At 64.1% G+C, this 18,266-nt stretch carries 15 protein-coding genes and 7 tRNA genes; 9 read left to right on the top strand and 13 right to left on the bottom strand.

Going from position 1 to position 18,266, the window contains the following annotated elements; all coding sequences use genetic code 11:
* Nucleotides 1-317 precede the first annotated feature (317 nt).
* Nucleotides 318-1,022, top strand: coding sequence for a protein phosphatase 2C domain-containing protein (locus tag IT472_RS04620; protein WP_297179070.1), 705 nt, complete (start codon nt 318-320; stop codon nt 1,020-1,022).
* A gap of 33 nt (nt 1,023-1,055) precedes the next feature.
* On the opposite strand, the gene dnaQ is transcribed toward IT472_RS04620, so the two are convergent.
* From dnaQ to IT472_RS04605, 3 genes are read right to left on the bottom strand one after another with little or no spacing between them, the layout of a single operon-like run.
* Complete coding sequence (dnaQ, locus tag IT472_RS04615) at nt 1,056-1,820, bottom strand: DNA polymerase III subunit epsilon (RefSeq protein WP_297179067.1); 765 nt, start codon at nt 1,818-1,820, stop codon at nt 1,056-1,058.
* Nucleotides 1,820-2,281: a ribonuclease HI gene (gene rnhA, locus IT472_RS04610; RefSeq protein WP_297179064.1), complete on the bottom strand. Its 462-nt coding sequence runs from the start codon at nt 2,279-2,281 to the stop codon at nt 1,820-1,822. The genes dnaQ and rnhA overlap by 1 nt, the downstream gene beginning before the upstream one ends.
* Entirely contained in the window at nt 2,278-2,940 is a 663-nt protein-coding gene (locus tag IT472_RS04605) for a methyltransferase domain-containing protein (RefSeq protein WP_297179062.1), read from the bottom strand. The genes rnhA and IT472_RS04605 overlap by 4 nt, the downstream gene beginning before the upstream one ends.
* Nucleotides 2,941-3,053: 113 nt before the next feature.
* On the opposite strand from IT472_RS04605, the gene gloB reads away from it, so the two are divergent.
* Both gloB and IT472_RS04595 read left to right on the top strand, forming a co-directional pair.
* The gene (gene gloB / locus IT472_RS04600; RefSeq protein ID WP_297179073.1) at nt 3,054-3,818 is read left to right on the top strand and encodes a hydroxyacylglutathione hydrolase; all 765 of its coding nucleotides are present in this window, start codon (nt 3,054-3,056) and stop codon (nt 3,816-3,818) included.
* Between the two features lie 95 nt (nt 3,819-3,913).
* The gene (locus IT472_RS04595) at nt 3,914-4,702 is read left to right on the top strand and encodes an enoyl-ACP reductase (RefSeq protein ID WP_297179059.1); all 789 of its coding nucleotides are present in this window, start codon (nt 3,914-3,916) and stop codon (nt 4,700-4,702) included.
* 72 nt (nt 4,703-4,774) lie between these two features.
* Here IT472_RS04595 and IT472_RS04590 read toward each other — a convergent pair whose 3' ends face one another.
* The 8 genes from IT472_RS04590 to tig form a co-directional block, all read right to left on the bottom strand.
* On the bottom strand, nt 4,775-6,742 hold the full coding sequence (locus IT472_RS04590) for a peptidyl-prolyl cis-trans isomerase (protein WP_297179056.1): 1,968 nt from the start codon (nt 6,740-6,742) through the stop codon (nt 4,775-4,777).
* A 117-nt stretch (nt 6,743-6,859) separates the two neighbouring features.
* Nucleotides 6,860-6,936 (bottom strand) — tRNA-Asp (locus tag IT472_RS04585).
* Nucleotides 6,937-7,065: 129 nt separating this feature from the next.
* Nucleotides 7,066-7,140: transfer RNA gene (locus IT472_RS04580), tRNA-Val, on the bottom strand.
* A gap of 123 nt (nt 7,141-7,263) precedes the next feature.
* Nucleotides 7,264-7,536: an HU family DNA-binding protein gene (locus tag IT472_RS04575; RefSeq protein WP_297179053.1), complete on the bottom strand. Its 273-nt coding sequence runs from the start codon at nt 7,534-7,536 to the stop codon at nt 7,264-7,266.
* 459 nt (nt 7,537-7,995) lie between these two features.
* Nucleotides 7,996-10,449: an endopeptidase La gene (gene lon / locus IT472_RS04570; RefSeq protein WP_297179050.1), complete on the bottom strand. Its 2,454-nt coding sequence runs from the start codon at nt 10,447-10,449 to the stop codon at nt 7,996-7,998.
* A 197-nt stretch (nt 10,450-10,646) separates the two neighbouring features.
* Nucleotides 10,647-11,936, bottom strand: coding sequence for an ATP-dependent Clp protease ATP-binding subunit ClpX (gene clpX / locus IT472_RS04565; RefSeq protein WP_297179047.1), 1,290 nt, complete (start codon nt 11,934-11,936; stop codon nt 10,647-10,649).
* Between the two features lie 103 nt (nt 11,937-12,039).
* A complete protein-coding gene (gene clpP / locus IT472_RS04560; protein ID WP_297179044.1) occupies nt 12,040-12,669 on the bottom strand; it encodes an ATP-dependent Clp endopeptidase proteolytic subunit ClpP in 630 nt (209 codons plus the stop codon).
* Nucleotides 12,670-12,730: 61 nt separating this feature from the next.
* Nucleotides 12,731-14,023: a trigger factor gene (gene tig / locus IT472_RS04555; RefSeq protein ID WP_297179041.1), complete on the bottom strand. Its 1,293-nt coding sequence runs from the start codon at nt 14,021-14,023 to the stop codon at nt 12,731-12,733.
* A gap of 258 nt (nt 14,024-14,281) precedes the next feature.
* On the opposite strand from tig, the gene IT472_RS04550 reads away from it, so the two are divergent.
* The 5 genes from IT472_RS04550 (at nt 14,282) to IT472_RS04530 (ending at nt 14,976) form a co-directional block, all read left to right on the top strand.
* Nucleotides 14,282-14,358 (top strand) — tRNA-Pro (locus tag IT472_RS04550).
* A 32-nt stretch (nt 14,359-14,390) separates the two neighbouring features.
* Nucleotides 14,391-14,467, top strand: a tRNA-Arg gene (locus IT472_RS04545).
* Between the two features lie 79 nt (nt 14,468-14,546).
* Nucleotides 14,547-14,623, top strand: a tRNA-His gene (locus IT472_RS04540).
* Between the two features lie 63 nt (nt 14,624-14,686).
* Nucleotides 14,687-14,762, top strand: a tRNA-Lys gene (locus tag IT472_RS04535).
* Nucleotides 14,763-14,891: 129 nt separating this feature from the next.
* Nucleotides 14,892-14,976 (top strand) — tRNA-Leu (locus IT472_RS04530).
* A gap of 129 nt (nt 14,977-15,105) precedes the next feature.
* Here the strand turns inward: IT472_RS04530 and IT472_RS04525 are convergent.
* Nucleotides 15,106-15,711, bottom strand: a complete 606-nt coding sequence (locus tag IT472_RS04525) for a hypothetical protein (RefSeq protein WP_297179038.1) — start codon at nt 15,709-15,711, stop codon at nt 15,106-15,108.
* 549 nt (nt 15,712-16,260) lie between these two features.
* Between IT472_RS04525 and IT472_RS04520 the strand changes: the two genes are divergently transcribed.
* Nucleotides 16,261-17,028, top strand: coding sequence for a Bax inhibitor-1/YccA family protein (locus IT472_RS04520; RefSeq protein ID WP_297179036.1), 768 nt, complete (start codon nt 16,261-16,263; stop codon nt 17,026-17,028).
* A gap of 202 nt (nt 17,029-17,230) precedes the next feature.
* Here IT472_RS04520 and IT472_RS04515 read toward each other — a convergent pair whose 3' ends face one another.
* Entirely contained in the window at nt 17,231-18,235 is a 1,005-nt protein-coding gene (locus IT472_RS04515; RefSeq protein WP_297179033.1) for an isocitrate dehydrogenase, read from the bottom strand.
* Nucleotides 18,236-18,266: the final 31 nt, after the last annotated feature.

Below are 18,266 nucleotides of genomic sequence, written 5' to 3'. Positions count from 1 at the left end.
CGACGGGTTCGCTTGGAGCGAACCCGGACAGCCGCAGGCTGCCCGCAGGGCGCGGGCCAAGGATGGCCCGCGTCTATCCCGACCGCAGCACGAATGGCTTGCCCCCTCGTGGGGCGTTTTGCGTGTCCCGCAACACCCCTGCCAGAAGTCACGCATCAAAGCACGTCGTCACGCTTTGCATGTGAAGGGACTGCGAAAATCCACGCGACAGTGCGATCATCACGCGCCTTCGTCGCACGGCATTACCTGCCATCGCGTCCGGTTTTCCCGATCAATTGCGTTGCAATTCTTAAGACACCTGACCCCACGCCGACCGCATGATCGAATTCGGACACCTGACGCATGTCGGCCTGCGGCGCGAGCTGAACGAAGACACCTATTACGGTGACGCTGATCTGGGCCTGTGGCTGGTGGCCGATGGCATGGGCGGGCACGCCTATGGCGAGGTGGCCAGCGCAATGGCCCGCGAAGCCATCGTGCGCGAGATCGGGGCCGGCAAACACCTGGCCGAAGCAATCCGGATCGCGGATGAAGAAATCATTCGCTGTTCCAAGCGTCGCGGTGACAGCTTGCCGATGGGAACCACCATCGTCGCCATGCAGATCGCCCAGGGCCGTTTTGAAGTGGCCTGGGTGGGCGATAGCCGGGTCTACCTGTGGCGCGACGGGGCCCTGACCCAACTGTCCCAGGACCACAGCTACGTGCAAGAGTTGATCGCGCAGGGTGCGATCAGTCCCGCGCAGGCACGCAGCCATCCCCATCGCAACGTCGTGACCCAGGCCCTGGGGGTCACGGCCCCCGAGCAGCTCAACGTCGAAACCCTGAGTGGCGAGCTGCGCCCCGGCATGCAGTTGCTGCTGTGCAGCGACGGCCTGACCGAGGAAGTGGATGACAGCCAGATCGCGCAGGTGCTGAACCACGTCGAATGCAGCGCCCAAGAATGCGTCGACAGCCTGATCGCCGCGGCGCTCGATGGTGGTGGCTCTGACAACGTCACCGCCATCCTCGTCCGCCGCCACTGAAGATCCGCAATTCGGCTTGCGACCGCGGCCCGATCATCCCTCCTCGAGACGCGCCGGCGCCTTCCCGTCTTGGCTCGTTTCGGCGGCTTCGGACTCCAGCCACAAGCAGCGCCCAGCCTTGCCCTGCAATTGCGCAAGCCTCGCAACGTGCGCGGCGACCTCGTCCTCCGACACCAGCACCCTGGGACGCAACGCTGCGCTACCGACACTGGCGGGAAGACCTGTCCAAGTGCCCGCAGTGGTCCCGACAGGAGCCGACTCGTCGGCAAACCCGATCTCGCCCTGCCCGGAGGTCAGGGCGATGTAGACGTCGACAAGGATCTGTGCGTCCAACAGGGCGCCGTGCAACTGCCGTTGCGAGTTGTCCACTCCGAGCCGCTTGCACAGGGCATTCAGGGTGTTGTGTTGGCCAGGAAAACGCTGGCGCGCCAGCAGCACCGTGTCCTCGACGCTGCAGCGGTCGCCGATCCGCCCCATGCCGTCCAGGCGCGCCAGCTCGGCATCGAGGAACCCGATGTCGAAGGCCGCATTGTGGATGATCAGTTCCGCTCCCGTAATGAACGTCAGGAATTCATTCGCAACTTCAGCGAAGCGCGGCTTGTCGGACAGGAACTCGCGGGTCAGCCCGGTGATTTCCTGCGCCCGAGGCTCCATGTCCCGATCCGGGTTGAGGTAGCGATGGAAGATGCGCCCGCTGCGGCGGCGCTCGAGCAACTCCACGCAGCCGATTTCCACGACGCGATTGCCGGATTTCCACTCCAGCCCGGTGGTTTCGGTGTCCAGTACGATCTGTCGCATCAGCCTGCCAATTCCCGGTAGCGTTGTGCCTGCGTGCGCGCCAGCAGGTCGACGCGTTCATTGTCCGGGTTGCCCGAGTGGCCCTTGACCCATCGCCACTCGACGGTGTGCCGACGTTCTGCCAGCGCCAGCCGTTCCCAGAGATCCCTGTTCTTGACAGCAGCCCCGCCCGAGGTCTTCCATCCACGACGTACCCAAGCGTCCAGCCACTCGGTGATGCCCTGCCGCACGTACTGCGAGTCCGTGGTCAGGACCACGTCGCAGGCTTCGCGCAGGACCTCCAGCGCGGCGATCGTCGCCATCAGTTCCATCCGGTTGTTGGTGGTCAGTGTTTCCCCGTCTGCAAGCTCACGTTCATGCCCGCCCCAACGCAACAGCGCCGCCCATCCACCCGGCCCCGGGTTGCCAAGGCAGGCACCATCGGTGTGGATATCCACCTGCTTGCGCGCATGCCCGGTCATGCCGGGGTGCCCGCATGCAGGCCAATGGGCCGCGGCCTGCGCACCGGGGTCAACGGCAGGCTGCGTTTCTCGCTACGCAGCAGGAACGCTGGGCGCAATCCGACGCCACGCCGTGGTGGCATGGCGACGCCCCCTCGCCATCCCGGCCCCAACCCCAGAGAGACGGGCTCCGGCACCAAGCCACCGGCACGCAACCAGCGACGCCAGGTCGTTGGCTCCCGTCCCCGCAGGCCGTGGCCACTCCAGTGCAATCGCCAAGGAGCGAGAGGATTGCAGGCGAACAGCCACAGCCAGCCGCCGGGGATCAGCACCCGCGCACATTCGTCGAGCAAGAAAGCGGGATCGTCCACCACCTCGCAGGCATGCTGCACGACGACCTGCGCACAGCACTCGCTGGCCAGCGGCAATGGCAAAGTGCAACACAGGTCGCCGCCCAGCCGTCCTTCAGCAACCGGATGCAGGCGCAGCGGCGGCTGCATCCCGTCCTCCGGCAATTCCACCGCGGACGGACCCAGCCACAAGCACCGCTGGCGCGGGAATTGCTGCAGGGCCGCCCGCACGCTGGGCGCTTCACTTGCCAACAGCGCCCGACCGGCCGGCCCCGAGAACCAGGCTTCCGCTGCAACCGGATCGGGTGGACGTCGAAGGACGGATCGCATCCGTGGATTCTGCTGGAAAGATTCGATGACGTCACGACCGAACCCGGCGCATGACCCAAGCACGCGGGCAATGCGAAGATTGCGGCCCAGAACCCATCACGGCGCACCAGACGTTGGACCTGCTCGCCCTGCCCGCCTTCGACGACAACTACATCTGGCTGCTGCGCGATCCGGCCGGGCGTGCGTTGATCGTGGATCCCGGCGATGCCACGCCGGTGCTGGCCGAATTATCCGATGGCCCATCGCCGCACGCGATCCTGATCACGCATCATCACGACGACCATATCGGCGGCCTTCCTGCCTTGCTGGCGCGATGGCCGGATGTCCCCGTGCATGCCCCGCAGGATCCGCGCATCGCCCATGCCACCCACCGCGTTGCAGATGGCGACAGGCTTGCCGTTGGACCTTGGCAGTTCGACGTCATTGGCGTGCCCGGCCACACCCGCAGCCACGTGGCCTACCACGGCGAAGGCCTGCTGTTCTGCGGCGATACCCTGTTCAGCCTCGGCTGCGGGCGACTGTTCGAGGGCACTGCGCCGCAGATGCACGCCTCGTTGTCGCGACTGGCCGCGCTTGCCGCCGACACGCGGGTCTGCTGCGCCCACGAGTACACCGCGTCCAACGCCGCCTTCGCGCTCAGCGTCGATCCGCACAACACGGCACTGCGCACGCGCGTGCAGCACGTGCGAGCCCTGCGTGGAAATGGCCAACCCAGCCTGCCGTCGCATCTCGGCGAGGAACTCGCCTGCAATCCCTTCCTGCGCTGTGAGGCGGCTGCAGTGCATGCCGCGGCCGAGCGCCACGCAGGGCAGCCACTGGCGGATGCGACCGCCGTGTTCGCAACCCTGCGTGCGTGGAAGGACGCGTTCCGCGCCTGAACCCGCCTGAACCCGCACTGGCCGCAGCCAGCCCGACACGGCAAACTAGCCTACTCGCCCAAGGCGCGATCACGCGTCCACTCCAAGGAGACACCATGGGATTCCTGCAAGGCAAGCGTGCGCTGGTCACCGGCATCGCCAGCCAGCGTTCGATCGCCACCGGCATTGCCGACGCCTTCCATCGCGAAGGCGCCGAACTGGCGTTGACCTACCAGAACGAAAAATTGAAGTCGCGGGTCGAAGACGCCGCCGCCGAATACGGCAGCAGGATCGTGCTTCCGTTGGATGTGGCCGATGACGGCCAGATCGACGCCTGCTTCGCCGAACTCGGCACGCATTGGAGCGAGGGCTTCGACATCCTCGTCCACTGCATCGCGTTCGCGCCGCGCGAGGCCATCGAAGGCGATTTCCTCGATGGGATCAACCGCGAGCGCTACCACATCGCCCACGACATCAGCGCCTACTCGCTGGCCGCGCTGGGCAAGGCCGCGCGCCCGCTGATGAAAGGCCGCAATGGCAGCATCCTGACCCTGTCCTACCTCGGTGCCGAACGCGCCCTGGCCAACTACAACACGATGGGCGTGGCGAAGGCCTCGCTGGAAGCCACCGTGCGTTACATGGCGATGGCCCTCGGCCCGGAAGGTACCCGCGTGAATGCCATATCGGCCGGTCCGATCCGCACCCTCGCCGCCAGCGGTGTCGCCAACTTCCGCAAGATGCTCAGCCAGTTCGAAGCCGCCGCACCGCTACGCCGCGTGGTCACCATCGAGGACGTCGGCAATGCCGCCGCCTTCCTCTGCTCCGACCTCGCCAATGGCATCACCGGTGAAGTCACCTATGTCGATGCCGGCTACAACATCATGGGCATGAGCGGGATCGACTGATCCTTCGCGAATGCTCGACACGAAAACGCCCGGGCATGCCGGGCGTTTTCACATCCAGACCCGCACGCGGCCTTACAGCCGGTCTTCCGCCACCTTGATCTGGTAGCGGGCGCGCAGGGCGCGGGTGAACGCTTCGCGTGCACGCATGCCGTTTGCCTGCGACATCTGCTGGCGTATGGACGCGCGATCCTGTGCCGTGGCCTGGCTGATATCTCCATCGTGCACGGCACGAATGGCAAACACCATGTATTGGCCGGAGACCATCGCCTTGCCGATCCGCGGGCGGTCCTGTTCAGGGCGCGGCTGGTTGAACAGCACGTCCGCCGCCTGTTGCGAAGGAATCGGCATGCCGCGCTGCATCCCCTCCAGCCCACCCATCGGCAGCTTCGCTTCGGCCGCGGCGGCTTCCAGGCCCTTGGCCTGCGCAGCCGCGAGCAGCGCATCGGCTGCCGCAGCCGCTGCCCGGCGCTGGCGGTCGGCGCGGATTGCTGCGATCACGGCATCACGCGCCTGTGCCAAGAGCAGCGGGCGTTCCTGCTGGTGGTCGAAAACCCGGATCAGGACAGACTTGTTCGGTCCCAGTTCGATCGGATCACTCGCGGTTCCATCCTGGATCAACTGGTCTGAAAACGCCGCTCTCAGCACCTTCTGTTCGCTGGCGATGCCCGCCCCCCCAGCGCGAGTGAACGCAGGCGTGGTCTGCACGACCAGCCCCATCGCCCTGGCCGCAGGCCCCAACGAATTCGGCGACTTCAGCAACTCGTCCACCAGCTTGCCGATCATGTCGTTGAACGCGCGCTCCTGCGAACCTTCCTGCTGCGCACGCTCCAGTTCCGGGCGCACGTCCTCGAACGAACGCTGCACGCCCGGCTTGATCTCATTCACCTTGAGGATGTGCCAGTCATTGCCGATCCTCACCGGGCCGCGCACCTCACCGGCACGCATCGCGAACACGGCGTCGTCGAATGCGCCCGGCATCGTACCCTTGGACATCATGCCCAAGCTGCCGCCGTTGGCCTTGGACACGGGATCATCGGAGTTGGATCGCGCCAATGCCGCGAAGTCGGCGCCAGCCGAACGGGCCTGCGCAGCGATTCGGTTGGCACGGCCCTCGGCTGCCTTCCTGTCGGCATCGCTGGCATCGGCGGCGACCTGCACCAGGATGTCGGACACGTCGCGTTGCTCGGGGGTTGAATACCTTGTGATCTGCTCCTGATACAGGCGACGCAGGGTTGCCTCGTCAGTCGCCGCCTTGGGCAGGTTGCTGCCGTCCACCAGGATGTATTCTAGGCGAAGCGTTTCCGGTCGGCGGAAATCTGCGCGGTGGGCGTTGTACCAGTTGCTGATCTGGGCGTCAGTCACCGGCGTGGTGTCAAGCGGCGGAACTGGCAGTTGCACCCAGTTGACGTCGCGCCGCTCTCCCAACAGCCGCACCAATCGATTGACTTCCGCCTCGGTGACGAAGGCCGAGTTCTCGACCCCGTCGGGAATCAGGTCGTCCCTCAACTGGTCCCGGATCTTGGCCTGGAATGCCTGGGGAGACAGTGGCGGCATCTGTGCGGCAAGGATCAACTGGTAGCGATCCGCGTTGAATACGCCATCGACCTGGAAGTCCGGAAGCGCGAGGATGGCTTTGCGCACGTCGTCGTCACCGATCGAGATGTGATCGCTCATGGCCGCGAACTGCATCACCTGCTCGTCGATCAGCACGTCGAGTATCCGGCGCTTGTTGTCCTTGGATTCGAACTGCTTTGGATCGAAGTTCTCACCCTGCCGAGCGCGCACGCTTTCGCGCATCGCATCCATCCTCTGGCGGAAGGCATCGGGTTCGATGTCGGCCGTCGTCCACAGGTAGCTGACCGGCCAGACGTCGGGCGCTGTGGTCCACCAGGACGGTGGCTGGGCAATCCGGGCTATGTAGGTTTCCACCTGCTGCTGCATGTACGACTCCATGCCGAAGAAGGCGAATGGAACCGTCACGATCGTGAGGATGGTGCCGGCAATCCAACCGGTGGTCTTGTCGCGTAGGGCTTGCAGCATGATGGACTTGCGCTGGGGTCGAGCCCTCTAGTTTAGCGCGACCGGCGACGCGCGGCTCCCCGATTGCGCGCTTGCAAAAGAAAAGCCCCGCATCGCTGCGGGGCTTCGGGTTGATTCTGGCGGAGTGGACGGGACTCGAACCCGCGACCTCCGGCGTGACAGGCCAGCATTCTAACCGACTGAACTACCACTCCGCAGAGAACGACAAGTGTAGCTGAGGCGTCGGGCATGCGCAATACGTGCCCAGTCCGAGAGACCACCCATTCGTCCCGGAACACCCGCGGAACATCACGTGCGCAGGTTGCACGTTCGTATTGGAACCATGGTGGGCACTGAGGGGATCGAACCCCCGACCCGCTCCTTGTAAGGGAGCCGCTCTACCGCTGAGCTAAGTGCCCTGCTGCGGCATTATCGCAGCGCGTGGCGATCGGTGGAACCCATGGCATGCAACGCAGGTCCTTGCAACGAAAAAGCCCGGCGGAGGCCGGGCTTCTCGTGACGCGATGCACGACCGAATGCGATCAGTTGACCGCGTCCTTGAGCGCCTTGCCGGCCTTGAACGCCGGGTTCTTCGAGGCCTTGATCTTGATGGTGTCGCCAGTGCGCGGATTACGACCGGTGCGGGCGCCGCGCTTGCGGACAGAGAAGGTCCCGAAGCCGACCAAGGTGACCGAGTCGCCCTTCTTGAGGGCTTTGGTGACAGCGGCGATCATCGCGTCGACGGCGCGACCGGCATCGGCCTTGGTGAGTTCCGCGGCATCGGCCACGGCTTCGATGAAATCGGCTTTGTTCATTGGTGTATTGGCTCCGTTGCGGGAAGGACGCTCGTAAAGGGTTGGCCGGGTCCTGCGACGCTCCCCTGTCACCGGCCCGGATTTGCCGCAGCGCCAACATGCGCGCCACGGTCTTCGACCTTATACCAGCGCATTTGCCCGCATGCAACACGAAAGCTAGTGCTGGTGCGGGTTTCAGCACAGATTGCGGAACTCAGGGCCCGGGAAACCGCATTCGACCCGACCGGCCACCCATTCACGGGGACGAACTGCCTTGGATTCCCGATGCAAGTGATTGATTCGTTCGAATCAAGCCTGCCCTGCGAACCCGTTGCCGCAGGGATACGCCGAGGCATCGATACGGGGAGCCAGCGCGCGATGCGTCGGATGGCAATCATCCGCAGGAAAACATCGAAGCCCTGGCGACGCCAGGACGGACTCGATGGACCCGGGAAGCGTGGTTTCGGCGCGCGGCACCCTTCAGTGCTTCACTGAAGGCCGCGCTCCGGACTTGCCGCGTGCACGGGTCTTCGCCCCGGTCGCACGCGATCCTTCACTCGCCTTCACCACGAGCGGACGTTCCAGCGCGAGATCCAGCACCTCATCGACCCACTTCACCGGCACGATTTTCAACTTGCCGAGTACCGTCGCGGGGATGTCGGCGAGGTCCTTGCGGTTCTCATCCGGGATCAGCACCGTGGTGATGCCGCCACGCAGCGCGGCCAGCAGCTTTTCCTTCAGTCCGCCGATCGCGCTCACCTTGCCGCGCAAGGTGATTTCACCGGTCATCGCGATGTCGTGGCGCACGGGCACCTTGGTCAGCATCGACACCAACGAGGTCGCCATCGCAATGCCCGCACTCGGCCCGTCCTTCGGCGTGGCGCCATCCGGCACGTGGATGTGCAGGTCATGCTTCTGCAGGAAATCGATATCGATCCCGAGCCGTTCGGTGCGCGCACGCACGACCGACAATGCAGTCGATGCCGACTCCTTCATCACGTCGCCAAGCTGTCCGGTGAGGATCACCGCACCCTTGCCCGGCACCAGGGTGGATTCGATCTGCAGCAAGTCGCCCCCGACCTCGGTCCACGCCAACCCGGTCACCAGCCCAATCTCGTTCTCGGCTTCGGCGCGGCCGAAATCGAAGCGCTGCACGCCGAGATACTTGTCGAGGTTCTTCGCGCTGACCACGACCGGCTTGGCCTTGCGAGCCTTGCCCTTTGCAAGCTTCGTTTGTGGCCCCTTGAGCGCAATCTCCTTGACCACCTTGCGCGCGATCCGCGCGATCTCGCGCTCGAGGTTGCGCACGCCCGATTCACGCGTGTAGTAACGCACGATATCGACGATCGCCGACTCCTCGATCACCAGCTCGCCTTCGCGCAGGCCATTGGCCTTGAGCTGCTTGGGCACCAGGTAGCGGGTGGCGATGTTGAGCTTCTCTTCCTCGGTGTATCCAGGGATGCGGATCACTTCCATGCGATCCAGCAGCGGTCCCGGGATGTTCAGCGAGTTGGAAGTGGCGATGAACATCACCTCCGACAGGTCGAGATCGACCTCGAGATAGTGGTCATTGAAAGTGTGGTTCTGTTCGGGGTCGAGCACTTCCAGCAGCGCTGATGAAGGATCGCCGCGGAAGTCCATCGACATCTTGTCGATCTCGTCGAGCATGAACAGCGGGTTCTTGGTGCCGGCCTTGTTGAGGTTCTGCACGATCCGGCCCGGCATCGACCCGACGTAGGTACGCCGGTGGCCGCGGATCTCGGCTTCGTCGCGTACGCCGCCCAGCGCCATCCGCACGAACTTGCGATTGGTCACCCGGGCGATGCTCTGCCCGAGCGAAGTCTTGCCCACGCCAGGCGGCCCGACCAGGCACAGGATCGGCCCCTTCATCCGTGAAACCCGCGATTGCACGGCGAGATATTCGAGGATGCGCTCCTTGACCTTCTCCAGCCCGTAGTGATCGGCATCCAGGGTGCGCTGCGCGGCCTTGAGGTCCTTGCGGATCTTGCTGCGCTTCTTCCACGGCACGCCCAGCAACCAGTCGAGGTAATTGCGCACCACGCCAGCCTCGGCCGACATTGGCGACATTTGTTTGAGCTTGGCCAGCTCGGACTTCGCCTTGGCCTCGACCGCCTTCGGCATCCCGGCTTCGGCAATCCGCTTGGCCAGTTGGTCGAGGTCGTTGGGCACGTCATCCAGCTCGCCCAGTTCCTTCTGGATCGCCTTCATCTGTTCGTTGAGGTAGTACTCGCGCTGGCCGCGTTCCATCTGCGACTTGACCCGGCCGCGGATGCGCTTTTCCATCTGCTGGACGTCGAGCTCGCCATCGACCAGCCCGACAAGCAACTCCAGACGGTCGCCGGCATCGAAGGTTTCCAGCAGCTTCTGCTTGTCGACCAAGCGTACGCCCAAGTGTGCAGCCACCGTATCTGCCAGCTTGCCGACATCCTCGATGCCGGAGAGCGTCTGCAGCAATTCCGGAGGCAACTTGCGGTTGGCCTTGATGTATTGCTCGAACTGCGACAAGAGGGTGCGTCCGACCGCTTCGATCTCGCGAGGCGAACGTTGGGTTGTCTCGACGACCACGGTCGCGTTGGCGAACAGCGCACCATCGCCATCGTGCATCCCGTCCACCCGGGCACGCTCCAAGCCTTCCACCAGCACTTTGATGGTTCCATCGGGCAGCTTGAGCAATTGCAGCACCTGGGCCACGGTACCAACGGCATGCATGTCGGCGGCGCCGGGGTCGTCGGTTTCCGCGACCTTCTGCGCGACCAGCAGGATGCGCTTGTCCCCTTCAACCGCCTTGTCGAGCGCGCGGATCGACTTCTCGCGGCCCACGAACAGCGGGATCACCATATGCGGGAACACCACGACATCGCGCAGCGGCAAGACCGGAAAGACGATGGAATCGGGACGGGCGGTATCGGACATGGATTCTCCAGACTGCATGGGCGACGCACCCTGCCAAGGAACCCCGGATGTTCCAAGGGTCACCAAGCGTTATGGGGCTGCCAGGCGCAGGTTGCAAGCGCCGATCGAAATCGCGCAAAAACACGTTAAAATTCAATCGTTTGAATACCTGGCGCGGCCCTTGCGGACCCGCCGCCGGGCACTGTTGCCGCCGACGTTCAGTCCGCCGACGCGGCCTTTGCAGGCAAGGGCGCGTTCTGGTAGATCAGGTACGGCTCGGACTTGTGCTCGATCACCGACTCGTCGACCACGACCTTGCTGACGTTCTCGAGCGACGGCAGCTCGAACATGGTGTCGAGCAGGGTGGATTCGACGATCGTGCGCAGGCCGCGGGCGCCAGTCTTGCGCTTGAGTGCCTTGCGTGCGATCGCGGCCAACGCGTCCGGACGGATTTCGAGTTCGACGCCTTCCATCTCGAACAGTTTCCTGAACTGCTTGGTGATGGCGTTCTTGGGCTCGGTGAGGATCTTCACCAGCGCGGACTCATCGAGTTCCTCCAAGGTAGCGACCACCGGCAGGCGACCGACGAACTCGGGGATCAGGCCATACTTGATCAGGTCTTCCGGCTCGACCTGGGCCAGCACCTGGCCGACATCGGCCTTGCGCTCGCTGCTCTTGACCTTGGCGCCGAAGCCAATGCCGCCGGACTCGGTCGACCGCTGCTGGATCACCTTGTCGAGGCCGGCGAACGCGCCGCCGACGATGAACAGGATGTTGCGGGTGTCGACCTGCAGGAATTCCTGCTGTGGATGCTTGCGCCCGCCCTGCGGCGGCACGCTGGCGAGGGTGCCTTCGATCAGCTTCAGCAGCGCCTGCTGCACGCCTTCGCCGGAGACATCGCGGGTGATCGACGGGTTCTCGCTCTTGCGCGAGATCTTGTCGATTTCGTCGATGTAGACAATCCCGTGCTGCGCCTTCTCGACGTCGTAATCGCACTTCTGCAGCAGCTTCTGGATGATGTTTTCCACGTCCTCGCCGACGTAGCCGGCTTCGGTGAGCGTGGTGGCATCGGCCATGGTGAACGGCACGTTGAGCATCCGCGCCAGCGTCTCCGCCAGCAGGGTCTTGCCCGAGCCGGTCGGACCGACCAACAGGATGTTGGACTTGGCCAGCTCGACGTCGTCGTTCTTCTGCCGACTCTCGATGCGCTTGTAGTGGTTGTAGACCGCCACTGCCAGGGTGCGCTTGGCACGCTGCTGGCCGATCACGTATTGGTCAAGCACGTCGAGGATTTCACGCGGCTTGGGCAGCGAACTGCGCGTGGACTGGGTCTTGTCTTCCAGTTCCTCGCGGATGATGTCATTGCACAGATCCACGCATTCATCGCAGATGAACACGCTGGGGCCGGCGATCAGCTTGCGGACCTCGTGCTGGCTCTTCCCGCAGAAAGAGCAGTACAGGATCTTGCCACTGTCGCCGCTGTTGCGCCCGGATCGGTCTTCGCTCATTCGCTCTCGCCACTCATTACGTATCGGCGCCTGTCTGGGCCGAGGATACACCACGTCCGCGCGAACGGTGCAGGCCGCGACGGATACCGCTACCCCCCCAGGATCAGCCTGCCTGGACCGACTCGTCCGGACGTCGGTTGAGGACTTCGTCCACCAGTCCGTACTCGCGTGCCGCCTGCGCACTCTTGAAGTTGTCGCGGTCGGTGTCGCGGGCGATGGTCTCGATCGGCTGGCCGGTGTGGCGAGCCAGGATCTCGTTCAGTCGCTCGCGCATGGTCAGGATTTCGCGCGCCTGGATGTCGATGTCGGTGGCTTGGCCCTGGGCCCCGCCCAGCGGCTGGTGGATCATCACCCGCGAATTGGGCAGCGCATAACGCTTGCCCGCAGCGCCCGCCGCCAGCAGCACCGCGCCCATCGAACAGGCTTGGCCGACGCAGATCGTACTCACGTCGGGCTTGATGTACTGCATGGTGTCGTAGATCGCCATGCCGGCCGTCACGATCCCGCCGGGTGAGTTGATGTACAGGCTGATGTCCTTCTCGGGATTCTCGGCCTCGAGGAACAGCATCTGCGCCAGCACCACGTTGGCGACGTGATCGTCGATCCCGCCGACCAGAAAGATCACACGCTCCTTCAACAGGCGCGAGTAGATGTCGTAGGCGCGCTCGCCCCGACTGGTCTGTTCGACCACCATCGGCACCAGGTTCAGGGCTTTGGTCGGATCCATCGTCATGTGTTCGTCTCGCCTTCGATGCATGGAGTCTGGCAGGGCCGGGGAAGTTCCCACGATCTATTCAACGCTCCAGCGCTTCCTGGAAGCTGATCGCCTGTTCGGTGTGCTTGGCACGCTCGGCGATCCAGTCGATGACCTGCTCCTCCATGACCCGGTTCTGCAAGTTCTGCATCATCCGCGGATCATTGCGGTACAGCGCGAACACCTGCTCGGGTTGTTCGTAGGTGGAGGCGATCAGGCGCAGCATTTCCTCCAGCCGCTCACGCTCCAACTGCAGGCCGTTGCGACGGGCAACTTCGCCGACCAGCAACGCGACCAGCACGCGCTTGCGCGCGGCGTCCTGGAACGCATCGAAGGTCGCCGTGAGCTGTTGGCCGCGCCGACGCGCATCCTCGGCAGCGTTCGCCTGCAGATTGTGTGCCTCGGACTCGACCAAGCGCGGTGGCAGTTCGACGTCCTTGTAGGTGGCCACCAACTGATCGCCGACCGCGGTCCGCAGCCGATGCATCAACGCGCCCTTGAGTTCACGCTCGAGGTTGCTGCGGATTTCACTGCGGAACTGCTCGACCTCGCCACTCTTCACGCCGAAGCTGCGGATGAACGCGGCGCCGATCTCGGGTAGCACCTGCTCGGAAGCTTCAATCAAGCGGAAGGTCGAGGTCACGGTCTTGCCAGCGAACTGCGGGTTGTGCCAATCCGCCGGCAGGGTGACGTCGAGGGTCTTCTCCTCGCCCGAGTGCATGCCGACAATGGCCGCCTCGACTTCCGGATAGATTCCTGCCGAACCCAGGACGGTGCTCGACTTTTCCATCCCTTCCGCCGGGGCGCGCACGCCATCGACGAGGCTGGAAATCTCGAGGTTGGCAAGGTCGCCGGGCTGGGCTGCGCGATCGACCTTGTGCCAAGTCGCACGCTGTGCCCGCAGGTTTTCCACCATCCGGTCGATGTCGGTTTCGGCGACTTCCGCGGTGTGGCGGACGACTTCGAGCTTCTCCATGTCAAGTTCGCCGAAGTCCGGCACCAATTCGACGGAAGCGACGTACTTGAGCTCGCCTTCCGCTGCTCCCTCCTCGGGGCTGAGCCTAGGCAAGCCAGCCACTTTCAGCTCGTTTTCGCGCACTGCGCGGTCCAGGCCTTCACGCAGCAGGCCATCGACGATTTCGGCGCGAACCTGGTCACCAAAGCGCTGCTCGACCACCTTCGACGGCACCTTGCCGGGCCGAAAGCCCTTGATGCGCACAGTGCGCGCGATTTCGCGCAGGCGGCTGCCGACCTGGGCATCGATGTCGCCCGCGGGCAGGCTGAAGATGACGCGGCGCTCGAGGGAGCCGGTGGACTCGACCGAAACTTGCATGATGCGATGACTCCTAAGTGTGGATCCGGGGGATCCACGTTGACTGAATGGTCACGACGGAACGGGCGCGCCACCCGGGCACGGCCAGCGATCATCGTCGCAGAACGCGATAGTTTCGCTCATCCAGGGGTGTCCTGTCACGTCCGGGAGGCCCATGCGAGCGTTGACAGCCGCCGTGGAGACAGCCGACAATGCGCGACCCTCCGTGGGTGTGCTTGACAGGGATCGTCGTGCGCAGCTCCGGGGCGGTGCCGCCGGCGGGGTATAGCGCAGTCTGGTAGCGCGCCTGCTTTGGGAGCAGGATGTCGGGGGTTCGAATCCCTCTACCCCGACCAATCCGGCACCGCATCGTTCAGACTCCGGTTCGGCGCCCGTAGCTCAACCGGATAGAGCACCGGCCTTCTAAGCCGGCGGTTGCAGGTTCGAGTCCTGCCGGGCGCGCCATCGCGGTGGCCGTGCCGGGCATCCGGACGCGATCGGCAGGTGTTCCAAGGAGGCGTGCATCGGGTTGTTCAGTTTTATGGTGGCTGTAGCTCAGCTGGTTAGAGTCCTGGATTGTGATTCCAGATGTCGTGGGTTCGAGTCCCATCAGCCACCCCACCTTCACCGCCCGCCGGGTGCTTTTGCAATCGTCGGGGGCTTGCTACAATTCGCATTCCATTCGGGCCGTTAGCTCAGCTGGTAGAGCAGTTGACTCTTAATCAATTGGTCCAAGGTTCGAATCCTTGACGGCCCACCAGCGTTGGAAACGCCCGGCATCACGCCGGGCGTTTTCTTTTGGTCATGCGACGCACGGATTCGCACCCGCGGTTCGCCCACCGTGCGGGCCCAGCGCAGCGCCGATCCGCGCAGCTACAATCCATGCAAGGCGAAAGTGGCGGAATTGGTAGACGCCCTGGATTTAGGTTCCAGTGCCGCAAGGCGTGCGGGTTCGAGTCCCGCCTTTCGCACCAGGACAGCGCATCGACATCGCACCATGCCTAAGGCAGACGCCGAAGGTCACTGCATTTACTTGACCTTTATTCGCAGCGTCCCGAACGAACTCCTGTCGCCCTCCCGCAATCGCCGCGACTGGAGCCGCCTCAGTAGTAATACCGCACGGTCAACTCGGTCGACGCCTTGTGATCGCGTTGATGCTCCATGACACCGAACGCCCAGTTGCGGTGGACATGCAACATCACCCCGCCGATGAGTTCGTTGGAGCTGCCGTCGATGGATTTCGTGCGGCGGGCCGCCGCCGTCAGTTCCAGCCAGCGATTGACCGCGTGCCGCAGCTCGAACTGGGCGATATAGCCGGTGCCACTGATTCGGTGCGGGGCACTCCAACTCGCGTCCATGACCGTGCCGTGACTATAGAAAATCGACACCGAGGGCGCGAACACGGTGCGCTTGCCGATGAAGAAATGTCCCCCCGCACCGACCCGCAGCGTCTTCAGGTCGTAATCCCAATTCGGATGGCTGCCGGCATACATCGCTCCGTCGTCATACGAACCAAAGACATGCAGGTGCTCCCGGACGCTCTTGTAGCCGCCCGCGGCTGTGCCGCCGCCTGACTGCTGGTCCGACTCGGTGCCGTTCCTGCTGAGGTAGACGTAGTCGTAATTCAGTATCTCGGCCACGCCGGGGGCGGGTTTGGTACTGTCATCGCCGGCGAACGCCAAGCCCGGGCTGGACAGCAGCACGCTCATGCATGCCAAGGCCAGGCGTGGGCGATGCCTGCGGCATACTGCAATACGCGCGACGGGGCGGGGATCGACTGCGCCGACCCGACTGGCCCGAAACGGGCATGCGGTGGTGTGGCGCCTCGCCTGTGCGGTCTCCATGTTCACCCCCTTCGGTGACGTCCGGTTGGACAGGACGTGAAGAAACTATGCGCCAGCCGATTTCCGAAGGCAAGATGCCGACAGGGGACTGCGGCAGCAGGCCTTGCCGTGGGCGAACCCCAAGGCAAGGCAGCACAAGACCATCCAGGACCTGTCAGCGCACGCACCTCCCGCAGTCGCCCGGACGGAGGCCAATGCAATCAATCACTTGTGTGATTGATTGCCGACCGAGCATCCATGCTCGGCGGGCAACATTGAGCAACCCGTGTTGCCCGAAGTGCGAGCCCGGCCTTTCGCACCACCCACGCAACCGACGTTCAGCGGGGCTTCGCCCAAGCGCACGAAGACAGGCTATGCTCGCGGCAAGCGGTTCTTCCGCGTCAACCAGCGAGCACGTCAGATTCCATGGCCATCATGCGCAGCGGCAACCCCGCACTTTCCGACAAGACCTTCCTCGATCTCGGCAGCGGCAGCGTCATTCGTGACGACGGCAGCACGATGACCCTCAGCGGCACGGTCAACAAGACCGCATTCCTGCTCGTACTGACCTTGGCCGGCGCACTGTTCAGCTGGACGCAATTCTCCGCTGCCCTGCAGGCCGGCAACCCCGGCGCGATCATGCCCTACGTCTGGGGCGGCGCAATCGGCGGTTTCGTGGTTGCGCTGATCACCATCTTCAAGAAAGAGTGGTCGCCGGTCACTGCCCCGCTCTACGCGGCGCTCGAAGGCCTGTTCCTCGGCGCGATCTCGGCGATGTTCGAACTGCGCTACCCCGGCATCGTGACCCAAGCCGTGCTGGCCACCTTCGGCACCCTGGCCGCGCTGCTGATGGCCTACCGCAGCGGCCTGATCAAGGCAACCGAAAACTTCAAGCTCGGCGTGGTCGCGGCCACCGGCGGCATCGCCTTGATGTACCTGGCCCAGCTGGGCATGAACCTGTTCGGCTTCCAGGGCATGAGTTTCATCAACGGCAACAGCCTGCTGGGGATCGGCTTCAGCGTGGTGGTGGTGATCGTGGCAGCACTGAATCTGGTGCTGGATTTCGATTTCATCGAACAAGGTGCGCAACAGGGCGCGCCGAAGTACATGGAATGGTACGGCGCGTTCGGCCTGCTGGTGACCCTGGTGTGGCTGTATCTGGAGATGCTGCGCTTGCTGAGCAAGCTGCAGTCGCGCAACTGAAATCCTCTACCGTTTCAACGAAAAAGGCGCCGCAGGGCGCCTTTTTCGTTTGCTGGAATGAAGCGCCCGGAGTGGAAGCGGATGCCCATGCGTGCGAAATCAAGGGGGAGACGTCGGCCGCAGGTCGACGTCGGAGGACATTCGCACGTATTGGCATCCACTTTCGCTCAGGCATTCACCCACAACATGCGCTTTCACATGCTCACAGTCGGCTCGCAATCGCCTTCGCAAACGTCTGCGTGGTGCCGCTGCCGCCGAGGTCAGGCGTCAACGCATCCTTCGCTTCCAGGGTGCTGACGATCGCCGCGCGCAGCGCCGTCGCCAGTTCCGGTTTGCCGAGGTGATCGAGCATCTGGCCGACGCCCAGCAGCAGGGCGCAGGGATTGGCGATGCCCTTGCCGGCGATGTCCGGCGCGGACCCATGCACCGCCTCGAAGATCGCCGCGTGCTCGCCGATATTGGCGCCCGGCGCCAGCCCGAGGCCACCGACCAGTCCCGCGCACAGATCGGAGAGGATGTCGCCGAACAGGTTGGTGGTGACGATGATGTCGAACTGCTCCGGCCGCATCACCAGTTGCATGCAGGCGTTGTCGACGATCAGCTCGTTGCATTCGATGTCGGCATAGCGCCCGGCGACTTCGCGCGCGGTCTTCAGGAACAGGCCCGAGGTGGATTTCAGGATATTGGCCTTGTGCACCACGGTCACTTTCTTGCGTCCGGTCTGGCGCGCCAGTTCGAAGGCATAGCGCACGATCCGCTCGGATCCCTTGTGGGTGACCTTGGAGGTCAGCACCGCGGTCTCGCCGTCGTCGGAGACTTCCTGGCCCTCACCGATGTAGACGCCTTCGGTGTTCTCGCGCACGGTGATCAGGTCCACGCCGGTCGGAAAGCGCGAGCGTGTATTCGGGAAACTCTTGGCCGGACGCACATTGGCGTACAGGTCGAAATGCTTGCGCAAAGTCACATTGATCGAGGTGAAGCCACCGCCGACAGGTGTGGTCAGCGGCGACTTCAATGCCACCTTGTTGCGGGCGATCGACTCCAGCGTCGACTGTGGCAGCAGTTCGCCGTGTTTTTCCAGCGCGGCAAGGCCAGCGTCAGCGTATTCGTAGTCGAGGCCGGGCTTCAGTGTATCCAGCACCAGCAGCGCGGCATCCATGATTTCCGGGCCAATGCCATCGCCGGGGATGAGGGTGATCGTGGTCATGTTCGGGGTTCCAGACGTGCGGACGCCACGC

The sequence above is a fragment of the Thermomonas sp. genome, assembly GCF_020850895.1.
Taxonomy (GTDB): domain Bacteria; phylum Pseudomonadota; class Gammaproteobacteria; order Xanthomonadales; family Xanthomonadaceae; genus Thermomonas.
This window is presented reverse-complemented; position numbering and strand designations above follow the sequence as displayed.

Bases quoted from the DNA above. Each gene is read 5' to 3' on its own strand.
- IT472_RS04620 (WP_297179070.1), top strand. From the start codon at position 318: ATGATCGAATTCGGACACCTGACGCATGTCGGCCTGCGGCGCGAGCTG.
- dnaQ (WP_297179067.1), bottom strand. From the start codon at position 1,820: ATGCGACAGATCGTACTGGACACCGAAACCACCGGGCTGGAGTGGAAA.
- rnhA (WP_297179064.1), bottom strand. From the start codon at position 2,281: ATGACCGGGCATGCGCGCAAGCAGGTGGATATCCACACCGATGGTGCC.
- IT472_RS04605 (WP_297179062.1), bottom strand. From the start codon at position 2,940: ATGCGATCCGTCCTTCGACGTCCACCCGATCCGGTTGCAGCGGAAGCC.
- IT472_RS04595 (WP_297179059.1), top strand. From the start codon at position 3,914: ATGGGATTCCTGCAAGGCAAGCGTGCGCTGGTCACCGGCATCGCCAGC.
- IT472_RS04590 (WP_297179056.1), bottom strand. From the start codon at position 6,742: ATGCTGCAAGCCCTACGCGACAAGACCACCGGTTGGATTGCCGGCACC.
- IT472_RS04575 (WP_297179053.1), bottom strand. From the start codon at position 7,536: ATGAACAAAGCCGATTTCATCGAAGCCGTGGCCGATGCCGCGGAACTC.
- lon (WP_297179050.1), bottom strand. From the start codon at position 10,449: ATGTCCGATACCGCCCGTCCCGATTCCATCGTCTTTCCGGTCTTGCCG.
- clpX (WP_297179047.1), bottom strand. From the start codon at position 11,936: ATGAGCGAAGACCGATCCGGGCGCAACAGCGGCGACAGTGGCAAGATC.
- clpP (WP_297179044.1), bottom strand. From the start codon at position 12,669: ATGACGATGGATCCGACCAAAGCCCTGAACCTGGTGCCGATGGTGGTC.
- tig (WP_297179041.1), bottom strand. From the start codon at position 14,023: ATGCAAGTTTCGGTCGAGTCCACCGGCTCCCTCGAGCGCCGCGTCATC.
- IT472_RS04525 (WP_297179038.1), bottom strand. From the start codon at position 15,711: ATGAGCGTGCTGCTGTCCAGCCCGGGCTTGGCGTTCGCCGGCGATGAC.
- IT472_RS04520 (WP_297179036.1), top strand. From the start codon at position 16,261: ATGCGCAGCGGCAACCCCGCACTTTCCGACAAGACCTTCCTCGATCTC.
- IT472_RS04515 (WP_297179033.1), bottom strand. From the start codon at position 18,235: ATGACCACGATCACCCTCATCCCCGGCGATGGCATTGGCCCGGAAATC.